Origin of the sequence: Nocardia brasiliensis ATCC 700358, assembly GCF_000250675.2 — a bacterium.
GTDB lineage: Bacteria > Actinomycetota > Actinomycetes > Mycobacteriales > Mycobacteriaceae > Nocardia > Nocardia brasiliensis_B.
This window is the reverse complement of the sequence record NC_018681.1, coordinates 925592-945225: the sequence shown is the minus strand read 5'-3', so window position 1 is coordinate 945225 and position 19634 is coordinate 925592. Positions and strand designations below refer to the sequence as shown.

The 19634-nt window shown below is 69.9% G+C and carries 3 protein-coding genes; all 3 read right to left on the bottom strand.

Translation table 11 applies throughout. The features are described from left to right. Positions 1-5: 5 nt before the first annotated feature. The 3 genes from O3I_RS04160 to O3I_RS04150 all read right to left on the bottom strand — a co-directional run bounded on the left by O3I_RS04160 (position 6) and on the right by O3I_RS04150 (position 19421). The gene (locus O3I_RS04160) at positions 6-1241 is read right to left on the bottom strand and encodes an Nramp family divalent metal transporter (protein WP_014981642.1); all 1236 of its coding nucleotides are present in this window, start codon (positions 1239-1241) and stop codon (positions 6-8) included. Between the two features lie 125 nt (positions 1242-1366). Then, entirely contained in the window at positions 1367-2359 is a 993-nt protein-coding gene (locus tag O3I_RS04155; RefSeq protein ID WP_014981641.1) for an alpha/beta hydrolase, read from the bottom strand. A gap of 241 nt (positions 2360-2600) precedes the next feature. Then, entirely contained in the window at positions 2601-19421 is a 16821-nt protein-coding gene (locus tag O3I_RS04150) for an amino acid adenylation domain-containing protein (RefSeq protein WP_424769563.1), read from the bottom strand. Between the last annotated feature and the right edge of the window lie 213 nt (positions 19422-19634).

Sequence of the window (19634 nt, the reverse complement as noted above, 5' to 3'; positions counted from 1 at the left end):
GGCTTTCACGCGCCGGTGATGGTCAGGTAGATCAGCGCCACGTTGAGCGCGGAGATGATCCCGGCGATCAGCCAGGCCAGCGCGGTGGTGACGCGGTGGTTGGTGTCCGCGCCCATCAGGGTGCGATCGCTGGTCAGACGCACCAGCGGGATCAGCGCGAACGGGATGCCGAACGAGAGCACCACCTGCGAAATGATCAGCGCGCGTGTGGGATCGATGCCGATGGCCAGAATGACCAGTGCCGGGACCAGTGTGACCAGCCGCCGCATCATCAGCGGGATATGCCTGCGCAGCAGGCCCTGCATGATCATCGCGCCCGCGTAGGCGCCCACCGACGTGGAGGCCAGCCCGGAGGCGAGCAGGCCGATGGCGAGGAGCAGAGCGGCGACCGGGCCGAGCACATCGCCGACCGCGGTGTGCGCGTCCTGCAGGGTCTCGACCTCGCGACCACGCAGCGTGTTCGCGGCCATCAGCAGCATCGCCAGGTTCACCGTGCCCGCGAGCAGCATGGCCAGCAGCACGTCGACCTTGGTGACGCGCAGCAGCCTGGCCCGCATCGGTCCCGGCTCCGGGTGCCCGTGCCGATCTCGGGCCAGGCCGGAGTGCAGGTACACCGCGTGCGGCATGACCGTCGCGCCGATCATCGCCGCCGCGAGCAGCACGCTCTCGGTGCCCTGGAATCGGGGCACCAGTCCGCCGATGGTGCCGCCGGCCGAAGGCGGTGAGATGAACACGCTGGCCAGGAAGCCGATCGCGATGATGGCGAGCAACCCGGTGATCACCCGCTCGAACGGCCGCTGGCCGCGCTTGTCCTGCACGAGCAGCAGACCCATCGAGACCACGCCGGTGATCACGCCGCCGACCAGCAGCGGCAGATCGAACAGCAGGTTCAGCGCGATCGCGCCGCCGACCACCTCGGCCAGGTCGGTCGCCATCGCGACGGTCTCGGCCTGCCCCCAGTAGGCCAGGCGGGTCCATTTGCTCGACCGGTCGCGCACCGCTTCCGGCAGCGACAGTCCGGTCACCAAACCCAGCTTGGCCGAGAGGAATTGGACCAGGCCCGCCATCACGTTGGCCATCACGATGACCCACACGAGCAGATACCCGAACTGCGCGCCCGCGCTGATGTTCGACGCGACATTGCCGGGGTCGACGTAGGCGATCGCGGCCACGAACGCCGGGCCCAGCAGCAGACTGGCCGCCCGGGCGCGCTGGGTGGCGGATTTAGCGGACTCAGCCAAGGTTGTACTCACAGAACAGAATTTTACGGGTTCCCGAACTTTTCCGTTAGTGGTACCCGTAAAAGCCAACCGCCCGGTTACGCCGAGAGGCGTAACCGGGCGGCCGGTCGGTATTCGGTGCTACCTCAGATGCCGAGGCCCCGGGCGAGGACGGGCCAGGACAGCTGGAACTCGTCGCGCCAGTAGCCCCACGAGTGGGTGCCGCTGTTGCGGAAGTTGTAGGTCGCCGGGATGCCCAGCGACTCCAGCTTGTTCTTGAGGTTGTTGGTGCAGAAGTTGGTGCCCGCCTCGATCACGCCGCCGATGATGATCTGGTTGGCCAGACCGTAGGCGCCGGGAAGCGCGTACTTGCCGTCCAGCGTGTCGTACTGGCCGGGCAGGCCGTTGCCGGTCGAGATGTAGAGGTCCAGCCCGCGCAGGCCCTCGGCGTGCACGTAGGGATCGTTGGCCACCCATTCGGCCGAACCCTGTGGGCCCCACATGTTCTCGGTGTCGCCACCGCCCCAGGTCTCGACCGTGAGCTTCACGAACTCCGAGCCGACCGGGTCACTGGTCTGCGCGCAACCGCTGTACGCCGCGGCCGCCTTGTACAGGCCGGGCTTGGCGATGGGCAGCGAGAGCACGGTGGTGCCCGAGGTGGACAGACCCGCGATCGCGTTCACGCCGTTGGTGCCGAGGGCGCCGTCGACCAGCGGCGGCAGCTCCTCGGTGAAGAAGGTCTTCCACTTGTTGCGGCCGAGCGTCGGGTCGTCCTTGATCCAGTCGGTGTAGTAGCTCCACTTGCCACCGATCGGCTGGATGACGTTGACGTTCTTGTCCGACAAGAACTTCAGCGCGTCGGTCTTCGCCTGCCAGGAGGCGTCGTCCTGGCCACCGCCCGCGCCGTTGAGCAGGTACAGCGTCGGGCGCGGCACCGAGGCGTCGGCCGGACGCTGCACGTCGATGATGACCTTCTGGTCCATCGCCGCGGAGTACACGTACAGCCGGATGTTCCGGTCGTCCTTGTACTCGGCCTTGGTGATCTTCGAACCGTCGGGGGCGGTCGGGTTGGCCAGCAGACTCTTCCCGTCGATGATCGGGTCAGCAGCCGACGCGGTGGTCACGCCCAGACCGGTCATCACGCCCGCAAGGACCGCCGTTGCGGCGATCGCCGCCGCGGCACGTAGGCCGCCGCGCCGAGTCTGTCGACGTATCAATTTCGCACCTTCGCTTCGTCTCGAAATGTCATCTGCCTGCCCCACGCGCCGGCGATAGCGCCCTGGGCACACCTGCGCCAGACCATACGGCCTATGTAGTCGTGCCGACAGGGGTCACCGTTACCGCAGCGTTGCCCATCATGCCTGAGCAGTCTCGATTTCGTCACGTCAGACCCGATGTGCGCGCCGTGTTCCCGGTGCGCGGCTCGAGCAGGCGCGACAGGGCCGGGCCGATGTCCGCCAAGGCCTCCGGCGAGGTCATCTGATCATGCGGGACCCCGATCGGGTGATCTTCGACACGACCCTCGACCAGCGGATACCAATTCTGGGCCGCGGTCTCGTGACCGGCCGCACTGAAGTAGTCGAGCCTGCCGTGGAACACCGCGGGCCGGTGCTCGGCGATGAGCTCGGCCGAACGCACGGCGCTGCGGTAGATCCGGCGCACCCGCTCCGGCGTGAGCACGGCCATGTCCGGCGGAATGGTCGCGTGCAGTGCGGCGAGCGCTTCCTCACTGAGGTCGTGGATGTCGCCGTCCTCGGGCAGCAACGCGTGCGCGCCGATGCCGAGCTCGGCCAGCGCCTCCCGGATCGCCGCGCGGAAGTCCGTCACGTCGATGTCGGGGTGGCTGTCGAGCATGGCGAGCAGCGTGACCTGCTCGCCCGCGGCCTGCAGCTCCGTCGCGATGGCGTGCGCGAGCACGCCGCCGAGCGACCAGCCGAGCAGCCGGTACGGCCCCTCCGGCTGGACCGCGCGGATCTCCCGGACATACCGGGTGGCCATCTCGGCCAGCGAGGTCGGCAGGTAGCCGTCCTCGGACAGCGCCGGCGATTGCAGGCCGAAGATCGGTGTGCTGGCGGGCACGTAGCGCGCGAGACCCGCGTAGCACCAGGACAATCCGTACATCGGGTGGATGCAGAACAGCGGCTCGGCGGCCGCGGTGTCGTGCGGCACCCTGGTGCGGATCGACAGCAGCACGCCGAGCGCGGCGTTCGATTCCAGGTCGTAGTCGTGGTCGCCGGCAAGCGCGGCCAGGATGCGGGTGGCCAGCGCCGCCGGGGTCGAGTCGGTGAAGAACCACTGCACCCGGACCTCGGCCCCCGTGAGCGTGCGCAATCTGCTGACCGCACGGGTCGCCACCAGCGAATTGCCGCCGATGTCGAAGAAGTCGTCGTCCAAGCCGACCTGCTCGGCGCCGACCACCTCGGCGAAGACCTCGGTGATGGTCCGCTCCAGCGGGGTCGTCGGCGGACGGTATGGGCGCGCGGCGAATTCGGGTACGGGCAGGGCCTTGCGGTCCAGTTTGCCGCTCGGGTTGAGCGGCAGCGCGTCCAGTACGACGAATGTCGACGGCACCATGTAGGACGGCAGCGCACCGCGCGCGTGGCTCAGCACCGCGGCGTTGTCGACGATCTCCCCCGGCGCGGCGACCAGGTAGCCGACGAGCCGGTCCCCGGTGCTGCCGTGGACCAGCGCGACCGCGGCGTGCCGCACCGACGGATGCCCGAGCAGCACCGTCTCGATCTCGCCGAGCTCGACCCGCTGCCCGCGCAGTTTCACCTGGAAATCGCTGCGGCCCAAGTATTCCAGCGCAGCACCGTGCCAGCGCACGATGTCACCGGTGCGATACAACCGGGTACCGCCCGCGTGCGCGACGAACCGTTCCGCGGTGAGGGCCGGGGCGCCGAGGTAGCCACGGGCCAGCTGCACGCCCGAGATGTACAGCTCGCCCGCGGCGCCGAGCGGCACCGGGCACAGCTGCCGATCGAGCACGTGCACCCGGGTGTTCGCGACCGGCGTGCCGATCGGCACGGCGACGACGGCGGTGTCCTGCACCGGATAGTCGGTGACCACGGTGGCTTCCGCGGGCCCGTACCAATTGATCAGCTGGGCGGTGGGGATGGTGGCGGCGAAGCTCGCCGCGGTCTCGCCGGTGAGCGCCTCGCCCGCGGCGAACACCCGCCGCAAAGTCGGAAGCTGCTCGGCGAGTGCGGGATCCAGGAAGGCATCCAGCATGGACGGCACGAAATGCACCGTGCTGACGCCGTATTCGGCGATCACCCGGGCCAGATAGGCCGGATCGCGATGCCCGTCGGGCTCGGCGACGACGATCGCGGCGCCGGTCTGCAAGGGCCAGAACAACTCCCACGTGGAGATGTCGAAGGTGATCGGCGTCTTGTGCAGCACCACGTCCGAAGCGTCATGCGGGTAGATCCACTGCGCCCACCGGAATTGGTTCACCATCTGACGGTGCGTGATCATCACGCCCTTCGGACGGCCGGTGGAGCCCGAGGTGTAGATGACGTAGGCGACGTTGTCCGGCGTGATCTCCGGATCCGCGAGCGACACCGCGTCCAGCGGTAGGTACAGGGTGTCGACCGCGACGACCGGCACCGCGGCATCGGTGTCGAACGCGTCGCCGGTGGTGGTCAGCACGCACGCGGGCGCCGCGGCGGCGAGCACGAACTCGTTGCGCTCGGTCGGATGGTCCGGGTCGATCGGCAGGTATCCGGCGCCCGAACGCAGCACGCCGTAGATGGTGACGACCAGATCGATGCTTCGCCGCATGGCCACGGCCACCAGCGATTCCGCGCCGACGCCCCAGCGGGTCAATTCGGCGGCGAGCGCGCGGGAGCGCAGGTCGAGATCGGCATAGCTGAGCGTGACCTCGCCGAAGCGCACCGCGGGCGCGTCCGGCGTCCGCGCCACCTGCGCGTCGAACAGCGACAGCAGGGTGGCCTCGTCCAGCAGGTCCGGCACGTCGGTGCCGTTGCGGGCGGCCAGTTCGGCGCGTTCCCCGTCGAGCAGCACGTCGATGTCGGCGACGCGGGCCTGCGGGTTGGTCACGAAGCGGCGGATCAGGGCCGAAAGTCTTTCCGCCAGCGCCTGTGCCGTCGCCTCGTCGAACAGGTCGCGCAGGTACTTCACCGACACTCGCAGCTGGCTGTCGAGCACCACCATGACGGTCAGCGGGTAATGCGTACCGTTGACCGCGCCGACGCCGGTGATGTGCATACCGTCGATCGCGCTGGCCTTCTCCAGTCCTTCCCGATCGACCGGGAAGGACTCGAACACCACCAGGGAGTCGAAAAGCCCTTCCACACCGACGGTTTCCTGGATGTCGCTCAGGCCGAGGTAGTGGTGATCGAGCAATCCGGCCTGTTCGGCTTGCAGCTGGCGCAGCAGTCCGCCGAGTGTGTCGGTCGCGCCGAGGCGGACCCGCACCGGAATCGCGTTGAGGAACAGGCCGACCATGCTCTCCACGCCGTCGAGCTGGGGCGGCCGGCCGGACACGGTGGCCCCGAAGACCACGTCGTCGCGGTCGACACTGCGTCCGATCAGCAGACCCCAGGCCGCCTGTACCACGGTGTTCACCGTGACGCCGAGCCCGGAGGCGAGCCGGGTGAGCGCGGTGGTGTCCGCCGGGGCCAGCTCGAAGCCGACCTCGCCGACGCCCGCCGAGATCTCGCGACCGGGATCGACCGGCGCCAGCGGCGTCGGCTCGGTGACACCGGCCAGCGCCGCGCGCCAGGCGTCGCGGGCCGCGTCGGCGGGCTGCGCATCCAGCCAGGCCAGATAGTTTCGATACGACGGCACCCTGGGCAGGTGCCGGGCGTTGCCGCCGAGCGCGTACAGCGTCAGCAGGTCCTTCATCAGCAGCGGCATCGACCAGCCGTCGATCAGGATGTGATGGCTGGTGACCAGCAGGTGGTAGCTGTCGGCCGCCGAGCGGATCAGCGCGAAGCGCAGCAGCGGTGCGGTCCGCATATCGAAGTGGTCCGCGAGGTCGGCGGCCTTGATCCGGTCCAGCTCGGCCGCCGCGGCACTCGGCTCCACCTGCGCGAGATCGATGAGCCGCCACGGCACGTCGAGCGAATCCTGCACGATCTGCAGGGGATTGCCCTCCGCGTCCTCGGCGAAGGCGACGCGCAGGTTGTCGTGCCGGTCCAGCACCGCCTGCGCGCAGCGATGCATCCGGGTGGCGTCCACCGCGCCACCCAGGTCGAGCACGAACTGGGTGGTGTAGGCGTCGATCGAGGATTCGGCCAGCAGCGCGTGGAACAGCATGCCCGACTGCAGCGGCGTCACCGGCCATACGTCGGTGAGGTTCGGGTAGGCGGCGGCGAGCCGGTCGATGCCGCTCTGGTTCAGCCGGACCAGACCGAAGTCCGACGGCGTGAAACCGCCCGAGTCGGGGCGCAAGCCGTGTTCGGCCAGCCCGCCGAGCGCCCGGATCCAATGCTCGGCAAAGGTTTTCACCTCATCGGCGGTGAACGCCGCGGTGGCGTAGTCGAATCGGGCGAGCAGTCCGTCGTCGGTGGCGTCGACGGTCAGGTCGAGCAGTAGATCGTCGGCGGCGATATCGGTGTGCACCCGGGCCGGGCGCAGATCCCGGTAGCGCAACGCGAACCGGCCGCGCCCGAGCACGCCGAGCTCGTCCGCGGTGTCCGCGTTGAGGTAGCGCAGCAGGCCGTAGCCGACGCCCTGCGAGGGCACCGCACGGCGCGATTCCTTGATCTGGGCCAGGGCCGCGCCCGCGGCGGGTCCGCCGACCAGGGCCTCGGCGGTGTCGATCCTGGTGAGCCGCAACGGAAGCGGGTACTCGGTGGTGAAGCCGCCGACCATGCTCTCGTCGGCGTGGGTCGCGGACCGCTGATCGGCGGACAGCCGGATCAACGAACCGACGGCGCGCGTGACGGACTCTTGCGCCGAGGTCTGCAACGCCAGCGCGACCGCGGTGAGCAGCACGTCGTCCACGATGGTGTGATAGGCCGCCGCGACGGCGGCCACCGCGGCGGCGCCTTCGGCGGTGATGGCCAGCGAGACCCGGCTGCGGGTCCGCAGATCGAGCTGATCGGTGTCGGCGTCGGCGGGTACGGCCCCCAGCGCCCGCTCCCACCAGCCCAGCTCGCCGACGGTGCGCAGATCGTGCGCGCGCGTCGACAAGGCCCGGATCAGTACGCCGAGACCGGATTCCGGCGCGGCGGGGGCGGCATGCCTGCCCCGGCTCCACGCGGCGGTCAACTGGTCGACGATGGTGCGCCACGAGATATCGTCCACGACAAGGCCGTTGGCGACCACGATCAGGGTCGACCGGCCTTCCGGCCCGCCGGTCAGCACGAAATGGATATTGCGTCCCTGTTCGGGATCCAGTGCCGCGGCGGCGGCCTGCACCACATCGTCGATCGGCAGCGACGTTTCGCCGTGCTGCGGATCCAGCCTGCGGAACGCCTCGCCGGTGCGCTCGTCGACCGGCGGGATGCGCAGCACCGGCGCCTCGCCCGCGCGATCGAGCCGCACCCACAGCATCGGATGCTGGTCGAGCACCTTGCCCACCGCGGCGTGCACGGCCTCGACGGCGCAGCTGTCCGGCACGTCCAGCGCGATGGCACGCACCTCGACGCCGACGTCGAGCAGCCGGGCCGCGTGCGGTGTCAAGGGCAGGTCACCGGATTCGTCGCCCGGACCGTCCTCGACCACGGCGACCCGAGCCAGCGCCGCGACCGTGCGCGACTCGAAAACCGCACGGGGCGTGAAGGTCACGCCCCGTGCGCGGCAGCGCGATACGACCTGGATGGAGACGATGCTGTCGCCGCCGAGCGCGAAGAAGTCGTCGTCCAGCCCGACCCGGTCGAGGCCGAGCACCTCGCCGATCACCTCGGCGATGGCCAGTTCCGCCTGGGTCTGCGGCGCTCGATAGGCCGCGCTCGCCAGCGCGGGTTCCGGCAGCGCGCGCCGATCCAGCTTGCCGACCGGCGTCAACGGGATCTCGTCGAGTTCGACGATGGCGGTCGGCACCATGTATTCGGGCAGGATCGCGCCCAATTCCTCGGTGAGCCCGGCGATGTCGAGGGTGGCGCCCGGCGCGGGCAGCACGTAGGACACGAGCATCGTGGCGCCGGACCCGGATTCGCGGCCGACGGTGACCGCGAATTCGACGCCCGGTTGCCCGGCCAGCGCGGCGTCGATCTCGCCGAGCTCGATCCGGAAGCCGCGTATCTTCACCTGGAAGTCGTTGCGGCCCACGTACTCCACCTGCGGCACAGCGCTGCCGCGCCGCCAGCGCACCACGTCGCCGGTGCGGTAGAGCCGCTCGCCGGGCGCACCGTACGGGTCGGCCACGAAGCGTGCCGCCGTGAGTCCGGGCCGCGCGTGGTAGCCGCGGGTCAGCTGGATACCGCCCAGATACAGTTCGCCCGCAACGCCTTCGGGCACCGGGCGCAGCCTGCTGTCGAGCACCAGCGAGCGCATGCCGCGGATCGGGCCACCGATGGTGACCGGTTCGCCCGGACGCAGCGGATCGCTGATGTTGGTCATGATCGTGGTCTCGGTCGGCCCGTAGCCGTTGTGGAAATTCCGCTGCTCGTCGTCCGCCCACTTGGTCACCAGATCGGCGGGCACCGCTTCACCGCCCGCGACGATCGCCCGCATGCCGGACAGGGCGTCCGGGTCCAGCGAGGCGAGCACCGACGGGGTGAGGAAGGCGTGCGTGACCTGCTCCTGCTGGATCAGGCTCGCCAGTTCGGCACCGCCGAAGGTGAGCGGCGGCGCGACCACCAGCGCGCCCGCCGAACCCAGGGCGAGCAGCAGCTCGAGCATCGAGGCGTCGAACGACGGCGAGGCGAAAGCCAGTGCGCGCGTGGACTGGTCGAGCTGGTAGCGCTCCACCTGCTCAGCACTGAAGTTGGCCAGGCCCGCGTGCGTCACCACCACACCCTTGGGCAGGCCGGTGGAGCCGGAGGTGTAGATCACGTACGCGGCGTTGCTGCTGCGGATCGGGCCGTGCCGCTCGCTGAAACTGATCGGCCGGTCCGAGCGGGACGCGACGTCGTAGGTGAAGTCCCGGTCGTCGAGTACCAGCCACGGCCGCCCGCCCGCCATCGCGGGCAGCGTGCCGAGCTCCGCGGTCAGCGTCACGCCGAGATACGCCTGGGAGTCGGTGACCATGTGCGCGATGCGCTCGGCCGGATAGGTCGGATCGATCGGCACCAGCGCGGCGCCGGTCTTGGCCACCGCCCACAGCGCGAGCACCGATTCGACCGAACGCCGGATCGCCACCGCGACCAGCACGTCCGGCCCGGCACCGCGATCGATCAGCGAGCGCGCCAATTGCGAAGAGGCGGCGTCGAGTTCGACGTAGCTGAAGGCACGCCCGTGCACCACGATGGCGGGGCCGGTGGGGTTGCGGGTCACCGCCGAGGCCATCAGCTCGGCCAGGGTGCGCGGCGGCACAGCCTCGGCGCCCACCCGGGAGATCAGGTCGGCGCGCTCCGAATCGTCCAGGATCTCCAGATCACCGACCGCGATCCCGGGGTCCTGCGCGACCGCGGCAAGAATGCGGCGGAACCGGCGCCCGAAGTCGGCGACCGTCGCCTCGTCGAACAGGTCACGGGCGTAAGTGAATTCGGCGGCCAGCCCGGCCTCCGCGCCGGCCTCGGTGCGCTGCTCGCGCAGGGTGAGCAGCAGATCGAATTTGGCGGTGTCGGCGGCCGGATCGAGCGCGGCGAAACTCAGCCCGGGCAGCTCGAAGCTGGTGGCGGCGAGGTTCTCGAAGGACAGCGCGACCTGGAACAGCGGATGCCGCCCGGCGGAACGCTCCGGATCGAGCACCTCGACCAGCCGCTCGAACGGGGTGTCCGCGTTCGCGAAGGCCCGCAGATCGGTTTCCCGGTTCGCGGCCAGCAGTTCGGTGAAGCCGAGTTGCGGCGCGACCCGGGTGCGCAGCACCAGGGTGTTGACGAACATGCCGATCAGGTCGTCGAGTTCGGCCTCGCCACGACCCGCGATCGGGGTGCCGACCACGACGTCCTCGGTCCCGGACAGGCGCGCCAGGAACACCGCGAGCGCGGTGTGCACAACCATGAACAGGGTGGCGTTGTGCCGCTTGGCCACCTCGACCAACGCGGCGTGCACGTCGGCGTCGACGACGAAGTGGGTCTTGCCGCCCGCGAAACTCTGTGCGGGCGGGCGCGGCCGATCGGTCGGCAGGTTCAGCTCGTCCGGCAGGTCGGCGAGTTCGGTTGTCCAGTAGGCGAGTTGGGTGCCCGCCACGGAATCGGGATCGTCGTCGGCGCCGAGCGCGGTGCGCTGCCAGAGTGCGTAGTCGGCGTACTGGATCGGCAGCGGCGACCAGGCTGGCGCTTCGCCCCCGCTGCGGGCGGCGTAGGCCAGCATCAGATCTCGCGTCAACGGACCCATCGACCAGCCGTCGGCACTGATGTGATGGGCGACGAACACCAGGACGTACTCGCTGCCCGCGAGCTGGAAGAGTCTGGCGCGGAACGGCACCTCCATGGTGACGTCGAAACCGGCGGCGACGATGCGCTGTACCTCGTGTGCGACCCGCTCCTCGCCGATCTGGGCGGGCGCCAGGTCGACCAGCACCTCGTGCGGCGCGAGGATGCGCTGCTGCGGGCCGTCCAGCGCCTCCGGATAGACGGTGCGCATGATCTCGTGCCGGGCGACCAGGTCGGTGACGGCCTGCTGCAACGCGTCGACATCCAGGTCGCCGGACAGCCGGATGGCCACCGGGATGTTGTAAACAGCTGCGGCGGTGTCGAATTGGTTGAGGAACCACATCCGCTGCTGCGCGAAGGACAGCGGAACATGGTCGGGCCGTGGCTGCGCGACGAGCGGCGTACGGGTGCGCTCGCCCGCCAGATGCTCCACCTTGATCGCGAGTCCCGCGACGGTGGCGGCCTCGAACAGCGCGCGCACCGGCACTCTGGAATCCAGCGCGGCACCGATGCGGGCCGCGACCTGAGTCGCCAGCAGCGAATTACCGCCGAGGGCGAAGAAATCATCGTCCGCGCCGACCCGTTCGACACCGAGCACCTCGGCGAACACCGCAGCCACGATCTCCTCGATCGGCGTCGACGGCGCACGGAAGGCTTGTGCCTCGAACTCCGGCTCCGGCAACGCCTTGCGATCCAGCTTGCCGTTCACATTCAACGGCAACCGATCCAGCACCACGAACGCCGACGGCACCATGTACGACGGCAAACCCGCACCCAGCGCCGACTTCACCTGCGCCACATCGAGACCCGCGGGCGCGGCACCGGCCGCCTCGGCGGCCTGCGCGGCGAACGCCGCGGCCTGGACGGCGAAGGAGGTGGCGGCCGCCGGCGCGGCGGACGGCTGGGCGGCGACCAGGTAGGCCACCAGCCGGTCACCGGTTTTGGCGTCGGATTTGGCGACCACCGCGGCCTGGGCGATCTCGGGCAGCGCCAGCAGCGCGGCCTCGATCTCACCGAGTTCGATCCGGAAACCACGGACCTTCACCTGGAAGTCGGTGCGCCCCTGGTATTCCAGCTCGCCCGCGGCCTGCCACACCACCAAATCGCCGGTGCGATACATCCGCGCACCGGGCTCGAACGGGTTGGCCACGAACCGATCCGCGGTCAGATCCGCCCGGCCGAAATAGCCACGCGCCAACTGCGCGCCGGCCAAGTACAGCTCACCGGAGACGCCGACCGGTACCGGCCGGAGCCTGCTGTCCAGCACATAGGCCCGGCTGTTCCATTCCGGTGTGCCGATGGGCACGACGGCTTGGTCGTCCTCGGTGACCCGGTGCCGGGTGATCGACACCGCGGCCTCGGTCGGTCCGTACAGGTTGTACAGCGCCACCGCCGGCTGCGCGGTCAGGAAACGTTGCGCCAGCGCGGCGGGCAGGGCCTCACCGATGGCGAGCACCCGGGTCAGCGGCGAAGGCTGGGCCGAGGCCGCCGTGCTGGTGTGCACCAGGAGCGCGTCCAGCATGGACGGGACGACATGCAGCGTCGTCACCGCCTCCCGGATGATCAAGTCGTTGAGATAGGCCGGGTCGCGGTGTCCATCGGGCGCGGCGATCACCAGCTTGCCCGCGCAGACCACCGCCGACCAGAACTCCCACACCGAGAGGTCGAACGTCGCGGCCGTCTTGAGCAGCACGGCGTCGTGCCCGGACAGGCCGAATTCGGCGATCTTCCACTGCAATTGGTTGGCGATCGCGGCGTGCGACACGGCGACGCCCTTCGGCCTGCCGGTCGAACCCGAGGTGAAGATCACGTACGCGGTGTGCTCGGGCCGCAGCGGCGCGACCCGCTCGGTATCCGCGAGCGGTCCGCTGGCGAACGAGCTCAGCACCAGTTCGTCGAGGCGCACGACCGGTGCCGCGGCGGTGTCGAAATCGGCGTCGGCATTGGTCAGCACGCAGACCGGAGCGGCCGTCGCCAGAATGTAGTCCGTGCGCTCGGCGGCCTGGTCCGGGTCGACGGGTACATACGCGCCACCGGCTTTGGCGACCGCGTACATCGCGACGACCAGGTCCACCGATCGCCGGAAGGCCAGCGCTACCCGGGACTCCGGGCCGACGCCTCGCGAGATCAGGTATCGGGCAAGCCGATTCACGCGGGTGTCGAGTTCGACATAGGTCAGCTCGTGGCGCGAGCCGTCGGGCAGGTCGGCGACCACGGCGACCGCCTCCGGCGCGGCCGCCAGCACCGACCGTCGCAGGAACGACGGCAGCGTGGCCGCCGGATCGATCCGGTGCGCGGTGTCGTTCCAGGCCGACAGCACCGAATGCTGTTCCCCGGGAACGAGAATGTCGATATCACCGACCGGCGTGCCCGCGTCGGCCACCACCGCGGCGAGAACCTGCGCCAACCGTGCCGCGAAGCCCTGCACCGTGGCGGCGTCGAAAAGGTCGGTGGCATAGGTGAAGAAGCCGCCGATGCCGGTGGGCGCACCGGATTCGTCGTAGCTGTCGCCCACGATCAGGTGCAGGTCGAACTGCGACACGTCGAGGTCGGCATCGACCCCGGCCACCGTCAGGCCCGGCAATTCGAGTGCGGTGTGCGCGATGTTCTGGAACGACAAGCCCACCTGGAACAGCGGATGATGCGCCGTCGATCGCGGCGGATTCAGCACCTCGACCAAACGCTCGAACGGAATATCCGCGTGCGCGAACGCCTGCAGATCGGTGTCGCGCTGCCGCGCGAGCAGATCCGTGAACGATTCCGCGCCGTCCACGCTGCTGCGGAACACGACGGTATTGACGAACATGCCGATCAGATCGTCGAGTTCGCGCTCACCGCGACCCGCCACCGGCGTGCCGATCGCGATGTCTCCCGTACCGGACAACCTGGCGAGCAGCATCGCGAGCGCCGTGTGCACCACCATGAACAACGTCGCACCATGCGCCCGGCCCAGCTCCACCAAACCGGCGTGAGTAGCCGCATCGATCCGCACATCGACACGCGCGCCCGCCATGGACGCGATCGCCGGACGCGATCGGTCCGTGGGCAGCTCGAGCAGATCCGGCAACCCGGACAGCTGCGTTCGCCAGAACGCGATCTGTTGCGCCGCAATAGATTCCGCATCGGACTCGGCGCCGAGCACCGCACGCTGCCACAGCGCGTAGTCCGCGTACTGCACCGGCAACGGAGCCCAACCGGGAACCTCACCCACGGTCCGCGCGGCATAGGCGACCATCACGTCACGCACCAGCGGACCCATGGAGGACGCGTCCGCGGCGATGTGGTGCACCACCACCGCGAGCACATGATCGGATTCGTCTGCGCTGTCGGTGATCTCGAGCAACCGAACCCGCAGCGGCACTTCACCGGTGACGTCGAACGGGGTGGACGCCAGGGCGTACACCTCGGCGGGTACCGCCGCCGCGGGCACCGGACGCGCGGCGACATCGAGGGCCACCCGGCTCGCGGGCAGCACCACCTGCACCGGACCGGCCGGGGTCTCCGGGTACACGGTGCGCAGCACCTCGTGCCTGCCCACCACATCCTCGAGCGCGGCACCCAGCGCCGCGACATCCAGCGCACCCGTCAACCGCAACGCGAACGGCAGGTTGTAGGCGGCCGAACCGGCCGAACCGTCATCGGACTGGTCGAACCGGTTGAGGAACCACATCCGCCGCTGCGCCAGCGACAGCGGCAGTTCGGCGGGCCGGGCGATGCTGCCCAGCGGAATGCCGCGCGCGGCATGGGTCTGTGACTCGACCGCGGCGGCCAGCGACTGCACCGTCGGCGTCTCGAACAGCGTGCGCACCGGCACGCGGGCATCGACCGCGGCACCGAGCCGGGCGACCAGCTGAGTGGCGATCAGCGAATTGCCGCCGAGGGCGAAGAAATCGTCGTCGGCCCCGACCCGGCTCAGCCCGAGCACCTCGCCGAATACCTCGGCGACGATCTCTTCGACCGGCGTCGCGGGGGCCCGGAATTCCCGAGCGGTGAACATCGGCTCCGGCAGCGCCTTGCGGTCGAGCTTGCCGGACGGGTTCAGCGGGAACTCGTCCAGGACGACGACCGCGGCCGGAACCATATAGGCCGGAAGGGTTTCGGCGACGGCAGCCAGCAGCGCCGGCTGCTCGACGGACGCGCCGGGCGCGGGCACCACGTAGGCCACCAGCTGGTCCCCCAGCGTCGACTGGCTGACCAGCGCGACCGCCTGACTCACCGAAGGCTGTGCCAGCAAAGCGGTTTCGATCTCGCCCAGCTCGATCCGCTGACCCCGGAACTTGACCTGGAAGTCGGTACGGCCGATGTACTCCAGCCGATGCGACCGGCCCGCGCCGCCCGCGCGCCACACCACCAGGTCGCCGGTTCGGTACATGCGCTCGCCGAAACCGAACGGGTTGGCCAGGAAACGATCCGCGGTCAGATCCGGCCGCCGGACGTAGCCGCGCGCCAGCTGATCACCCGCGAGATACAGCTCGCCGGGGACGCCCGCCGGCACCGGGCGCAACCGGGCGTCGAGCACGTAGACCTGGGTGTTCCACTGCGGCAGGCCGATCGGCACCGAGCGGCTGTCCGCACCGTCGGCGGGCCAGTACGTCACCGACACCGCGGCCTCGGTCGGGCCGTAGAGATTGTGCAGCTGCGCCTGCGACACCGCGCCGAAGGCGGCGACGGTCTCCGGGGGCAGCGCCTCACCGATCACGAAGACCTCGCGCAGCGTCGGCCCCGTGTCGGCGGCCGCGTGCGCGGCGAAGACGGTCAGCATCGAGGGCACGAAGTCGGTGACGGTGACCCGCTGCGCGGCAATGGTTTCCGCGACGTAGGCGGGATCGCGGTGACCGTCGTGGGTGGCGACCACCAGGGTCGCGCCGGCCCGCAGCGGCAGGAAGAAACCCCACAGCGACACGTCGAACGTGGTCGCGGTCTTCTGCAGGTACACGTCGTCGGGACCGAGCGGGTACTGCGCCAGCATCCAGTCGATCTGGTTGTGGATCGCCGCGTGCGAGACGGCAACGCCCTTCGGCCGTCCCGTCGAACCGGAGGTGAAGATGACGTAGGCGGGGTGCTGCGGCAGCACCGCGCGGCGCAATTCGTCCGGGCGCACCGCAGAGCCGTCGTAGGCCGCGGTGTCGATCTCGTCCATCCGCAGCACCTCGATGCCGTCCGGCACCTGGATCGCGTCCGCCGCCGTGGTCAGCACGCAGGCGGGCTGCGCCGTCTCGAGGATGTGCGCGATCCGCTCGGCCGGATGGTCCGGATCCAGCGGGACGTACGCGCCGCCCGCCGTCACGATCGCGTACATACCGACCACGAGATCCACGGATCGCCGAATCGCGAGCCCCACCAACGATTCCGCACCGACACCCCGATCGATCAGCAGCCGCGCGAGACGGTTGACCCGATCGTCGAATTCGCGATACGTGAGCGTCGCGCCCTCGTAGACCAGTGCGGTGGCGGACGGGCGCGCCGCGACGGTCCGGCGGTAGCCGTCGAGCAGCAGCTCCGGTGCCACCGCGTGCCTGGTCTCGTTCCAGCCGTACAGGATGCGCTCGCGCTCGGCGGGATCGAGCAGGTCGATGTCGCCGACCGCCCGTTCCGGCGTTGCCACGACCGCGGCGAGCAGCCGGTCCAAACGATGCGCGAAGTGCGCGATCGTCGCCTCGTCGAACAGGTCGGTGGCGTAGGTGAACTGGGCGGAGAAGCCGGACTCGGTCTTGGGCACCACGGTCAGCTGCAGATCGAACTTGGCCACCGCACCGTCGAATTCGACCGCCTGCGCGGACAACCCGGGCAGCTCGACCTGCGCCTTGTTCATGTTCTGGAAGAACAGCGCCACCTGGAACAGCGGATGATGCGCCTGCGAGCGCACCGGATCGAGCACCTCGACCAACCGCTCGAACGGCAACTCGGCGTGCGAGAACGCCGCGAGGTCGGTCTCTTTCGTCGCCGCGAGCAAGTCCGTGAACGAGGCGCCGGGATCGATCGGCGTGCGCAGCACGAGGGTGTTGACGAACATGCCGATGAGCCCGTCGAGTTCGCGCTCGCCACGTCCGGCGACCGGTGTGCCGATGGTGATGAAGGCGGTCCCGGTGAGGCGGGCCAGCAAGGCGGCGAACGCGGTGTGCACCACCATGAATTCCGAAGCGCCCGCGCGCTGGGCGAGTTCGGTGAGTCCGCGGTGCACCTCGGCGCTCACCTCGAAGGTGTACTCCGCGCCCGCGCCGGACGCGACGACCGGGCGCGGGCGGTCCGCGGGCAGGTCGATGCGGTCCGGGATGCCCGCCAACGCGTTGCGCCAGTAGGCGATCTGCGCGGCCGCCACCGAATCCGGATCGTGCTCGTCGCCGAGCACCTCGCGCTGCCACAGCGTGTAATCGGCGTACTGCACCGGCAACGGCGGCAGCGCGGGCGGCGCGCCGTTGCGCCGGGACAGGAACGCGCCCAGCAGATCACGCAGGAACGGCGCGACCGATGCGCCGTCCGCGGCGATGTGGTGCACCACCACCACGACCACGTGTTCGCTCGCGGACAGTTCGGCGAGCGCTAGGCGCAACGGCACCTCGGTGGCGACGTCGAAACCGCGCAGAGCGAATTCGCGCAGCCAGTCGGCCAGTTCGTGTTCGGCGAGCGGCTTCGGCGCCAGATCCGGAACCGCCTCCGTGACAGGCAGAATCACCTGGTGGCCGGTGCCGTCGATGGCCGGGTACACGGTGCGCAACGTCTCGTGCCGCTCGATCACGTCGGTGATCGCGGCCTGTAGCGCGCCGATATCCAGGGCGCCGGTGAGCCGGATCGCGAACGGAATATTGTTCGCCGCCGAGGCCGGATCGAACTGGTTGAGGAACCACATCCGCTGCTGCGCCAGCGACAGCGGGATGTGTTCGGGTCGTTCCATCGGGGCCAGCGCGCGCCGGTCCGCGGCGCCCTTCAACGGCTCCAACCGCTCGGCCAGGCCTGCCACCGTGGGGGTTTCGAAGATCAGCCGGGCGGGCACCCGGGCCGACAGCGCCGTGCCGAGCCGAGCCGCCACCTGCGTCGCGATCAGCGAATTGCCGCCGAGTTCGAAGAAGTCGTCATCGGCGCCGACCGGTGCACCGGGGCCGAGCACCTCCGCGAACACATCCGAGACCAGCTCTTCCAACGGGCCGACTGGGGCGCGGAAAACCTTGGTTTGCAAGCGCGGTGCGGGCAGCGCGGCCCGATCCAGCTTGCCGACCGGGGTCAGCGGGATGGTGTCGAGCACCATGACGACCGTCGGCACCATGTGCGCGGGCAGGCTCTGCTCGGCGAACGCGGCCAGATCGGCGGCGTCCGCGGCTTTTCCGGGCGCGGAGTGCACGTACGAGACGAGAATCGTGGCGCCGCTGTCCAGGTCGTGTCCGACGGTGACCGCGAAGTCGACCGTCTCGTGCGCGGCGAGCACCGCGTCGATCTCGCCCAGCTCGATCCGGAAGCCGCGGATCTTCACCTGGAAGTCGTTGCGGCCCCGGTATTCCAGCTCGTTCCGGTCGTTCCAGACCACCAGATCACCGGTGCGGTACAGCCGGGAGCCGCTGGCGTCGAACGGATTCGCGACGAACCGAGCGGCCGTCAACCCCGGACGATCGTGATATCCCCGCGCCAGTTGCGCGCCGGTGATGTACAGCTCGCCGACCGTGCCGGCGGGCACCGGCACGAGCCGCTCGTCCAGCACATACTCGGTGACGGCCCGGATCGGCCCGCCGATGGTGATCGGCGCGTCCGGCACCAGCGGCGCGCTGATATTGGTCATGATGGTGGTCTCGGTGGGGCCGTACCCGTTGAAGAACTCCCGGGTCCGGCTGCCCGCCACCGCAATCACCCAGCGCCGCACCAGCTCCGGCGGGCAAGCCTCCCCGCCCGCGACCACGACCCGCAATTCGTCCAACCCGGCAGGCTCGACCGACGCCAGCGCGGCAGGCGTGATGAACGCGTGCGTCACACCGGTCCGGCGCAGCAGGATGGCCAGTTCCTCGCCGCCGAACACGGTCGGCGCCGCGATCACCATCGTGGCCGCGCCACCCACCGCGAGCAGTAGCTCCAGCACCGAGGCGTCGAACGAGGGCGACGCGAAATGCAGGGTCCGCGAGGCACTCGTCACCTGGTATCGCTCGCGCTGCTCGTCGCAGAAACTCGACAGACCGGCCTGCGTGACGACCACGCCCTTCGGCTTGCCGGTGGAGCCGGAGGTATAGATGACGTAGGCCGGATGTTCGGCGCGCAGCGGACGCACCCGGTCGACGTAGGTCACCGGATCGGCCGGGAACTCCTCCAGCAGCCGGGCGCAGTCGGCGGTATCGATGGGCAGCCAATCGACCCGATCGGGCAACTCGGCGCGCGCGCCCGCGACCGTGAGCCCGAAGACGGCGCCGGAGTCGGCGACCATGTGCTCCACGCGGTCGGCCGGATAGTTCGGATCGACCGGGAGAAAGCCGGCGCCGGTCTTGGCCACCGCCCAGACCGCGACCACGGAGTCGATCGAGCGGGGAATGCCGACGGCGACCAGGTCCTCGGGACCGATGCCGCGATCGATCAGCAGCCGGGCCAGCCGCGTCGACCGCTCATCGAGCTCGGCGTAGCTCAGTTCGGCCAGGACGCCGGTGGCGTCGGCGTAGGTGACGCCGAGGCCGCTCGGGTTTGCTTCGACGGCCGTCGCCAGCAGCTGCGGCAGGGTGGTGACGCGCGGGCGCCTGGTCCGGGTCGGTCGAACGCGTGCCGGGCGGGTCATGCGCACACCGCTGCACGGGTCTCGTCACTTCGCTGCCCGACCGACCGAACCATGAAGATGCCTCACCCTGCCTGTTGTCGCCGCATTTCCGCCTAGCTGGCCCCCGCCCCCATGATCATCGAACGCGTGCCCGCCCATCGTTACCGAAGGAACCGGCCCACGCCGAACACAGCCCGGTGCGACCCCGGGAAAAGGGTAGCGACGAACCACGGGAAACGA

Coding starts and splice junctions, on each gene's coding strand:
- O3I_RS04155 (WP_014981641.1), bottom strand. CDS start 2,359: ATGACCGGTCTGGGCGTGACCACCGCGTCGGCTGCTGACCCGATCATC.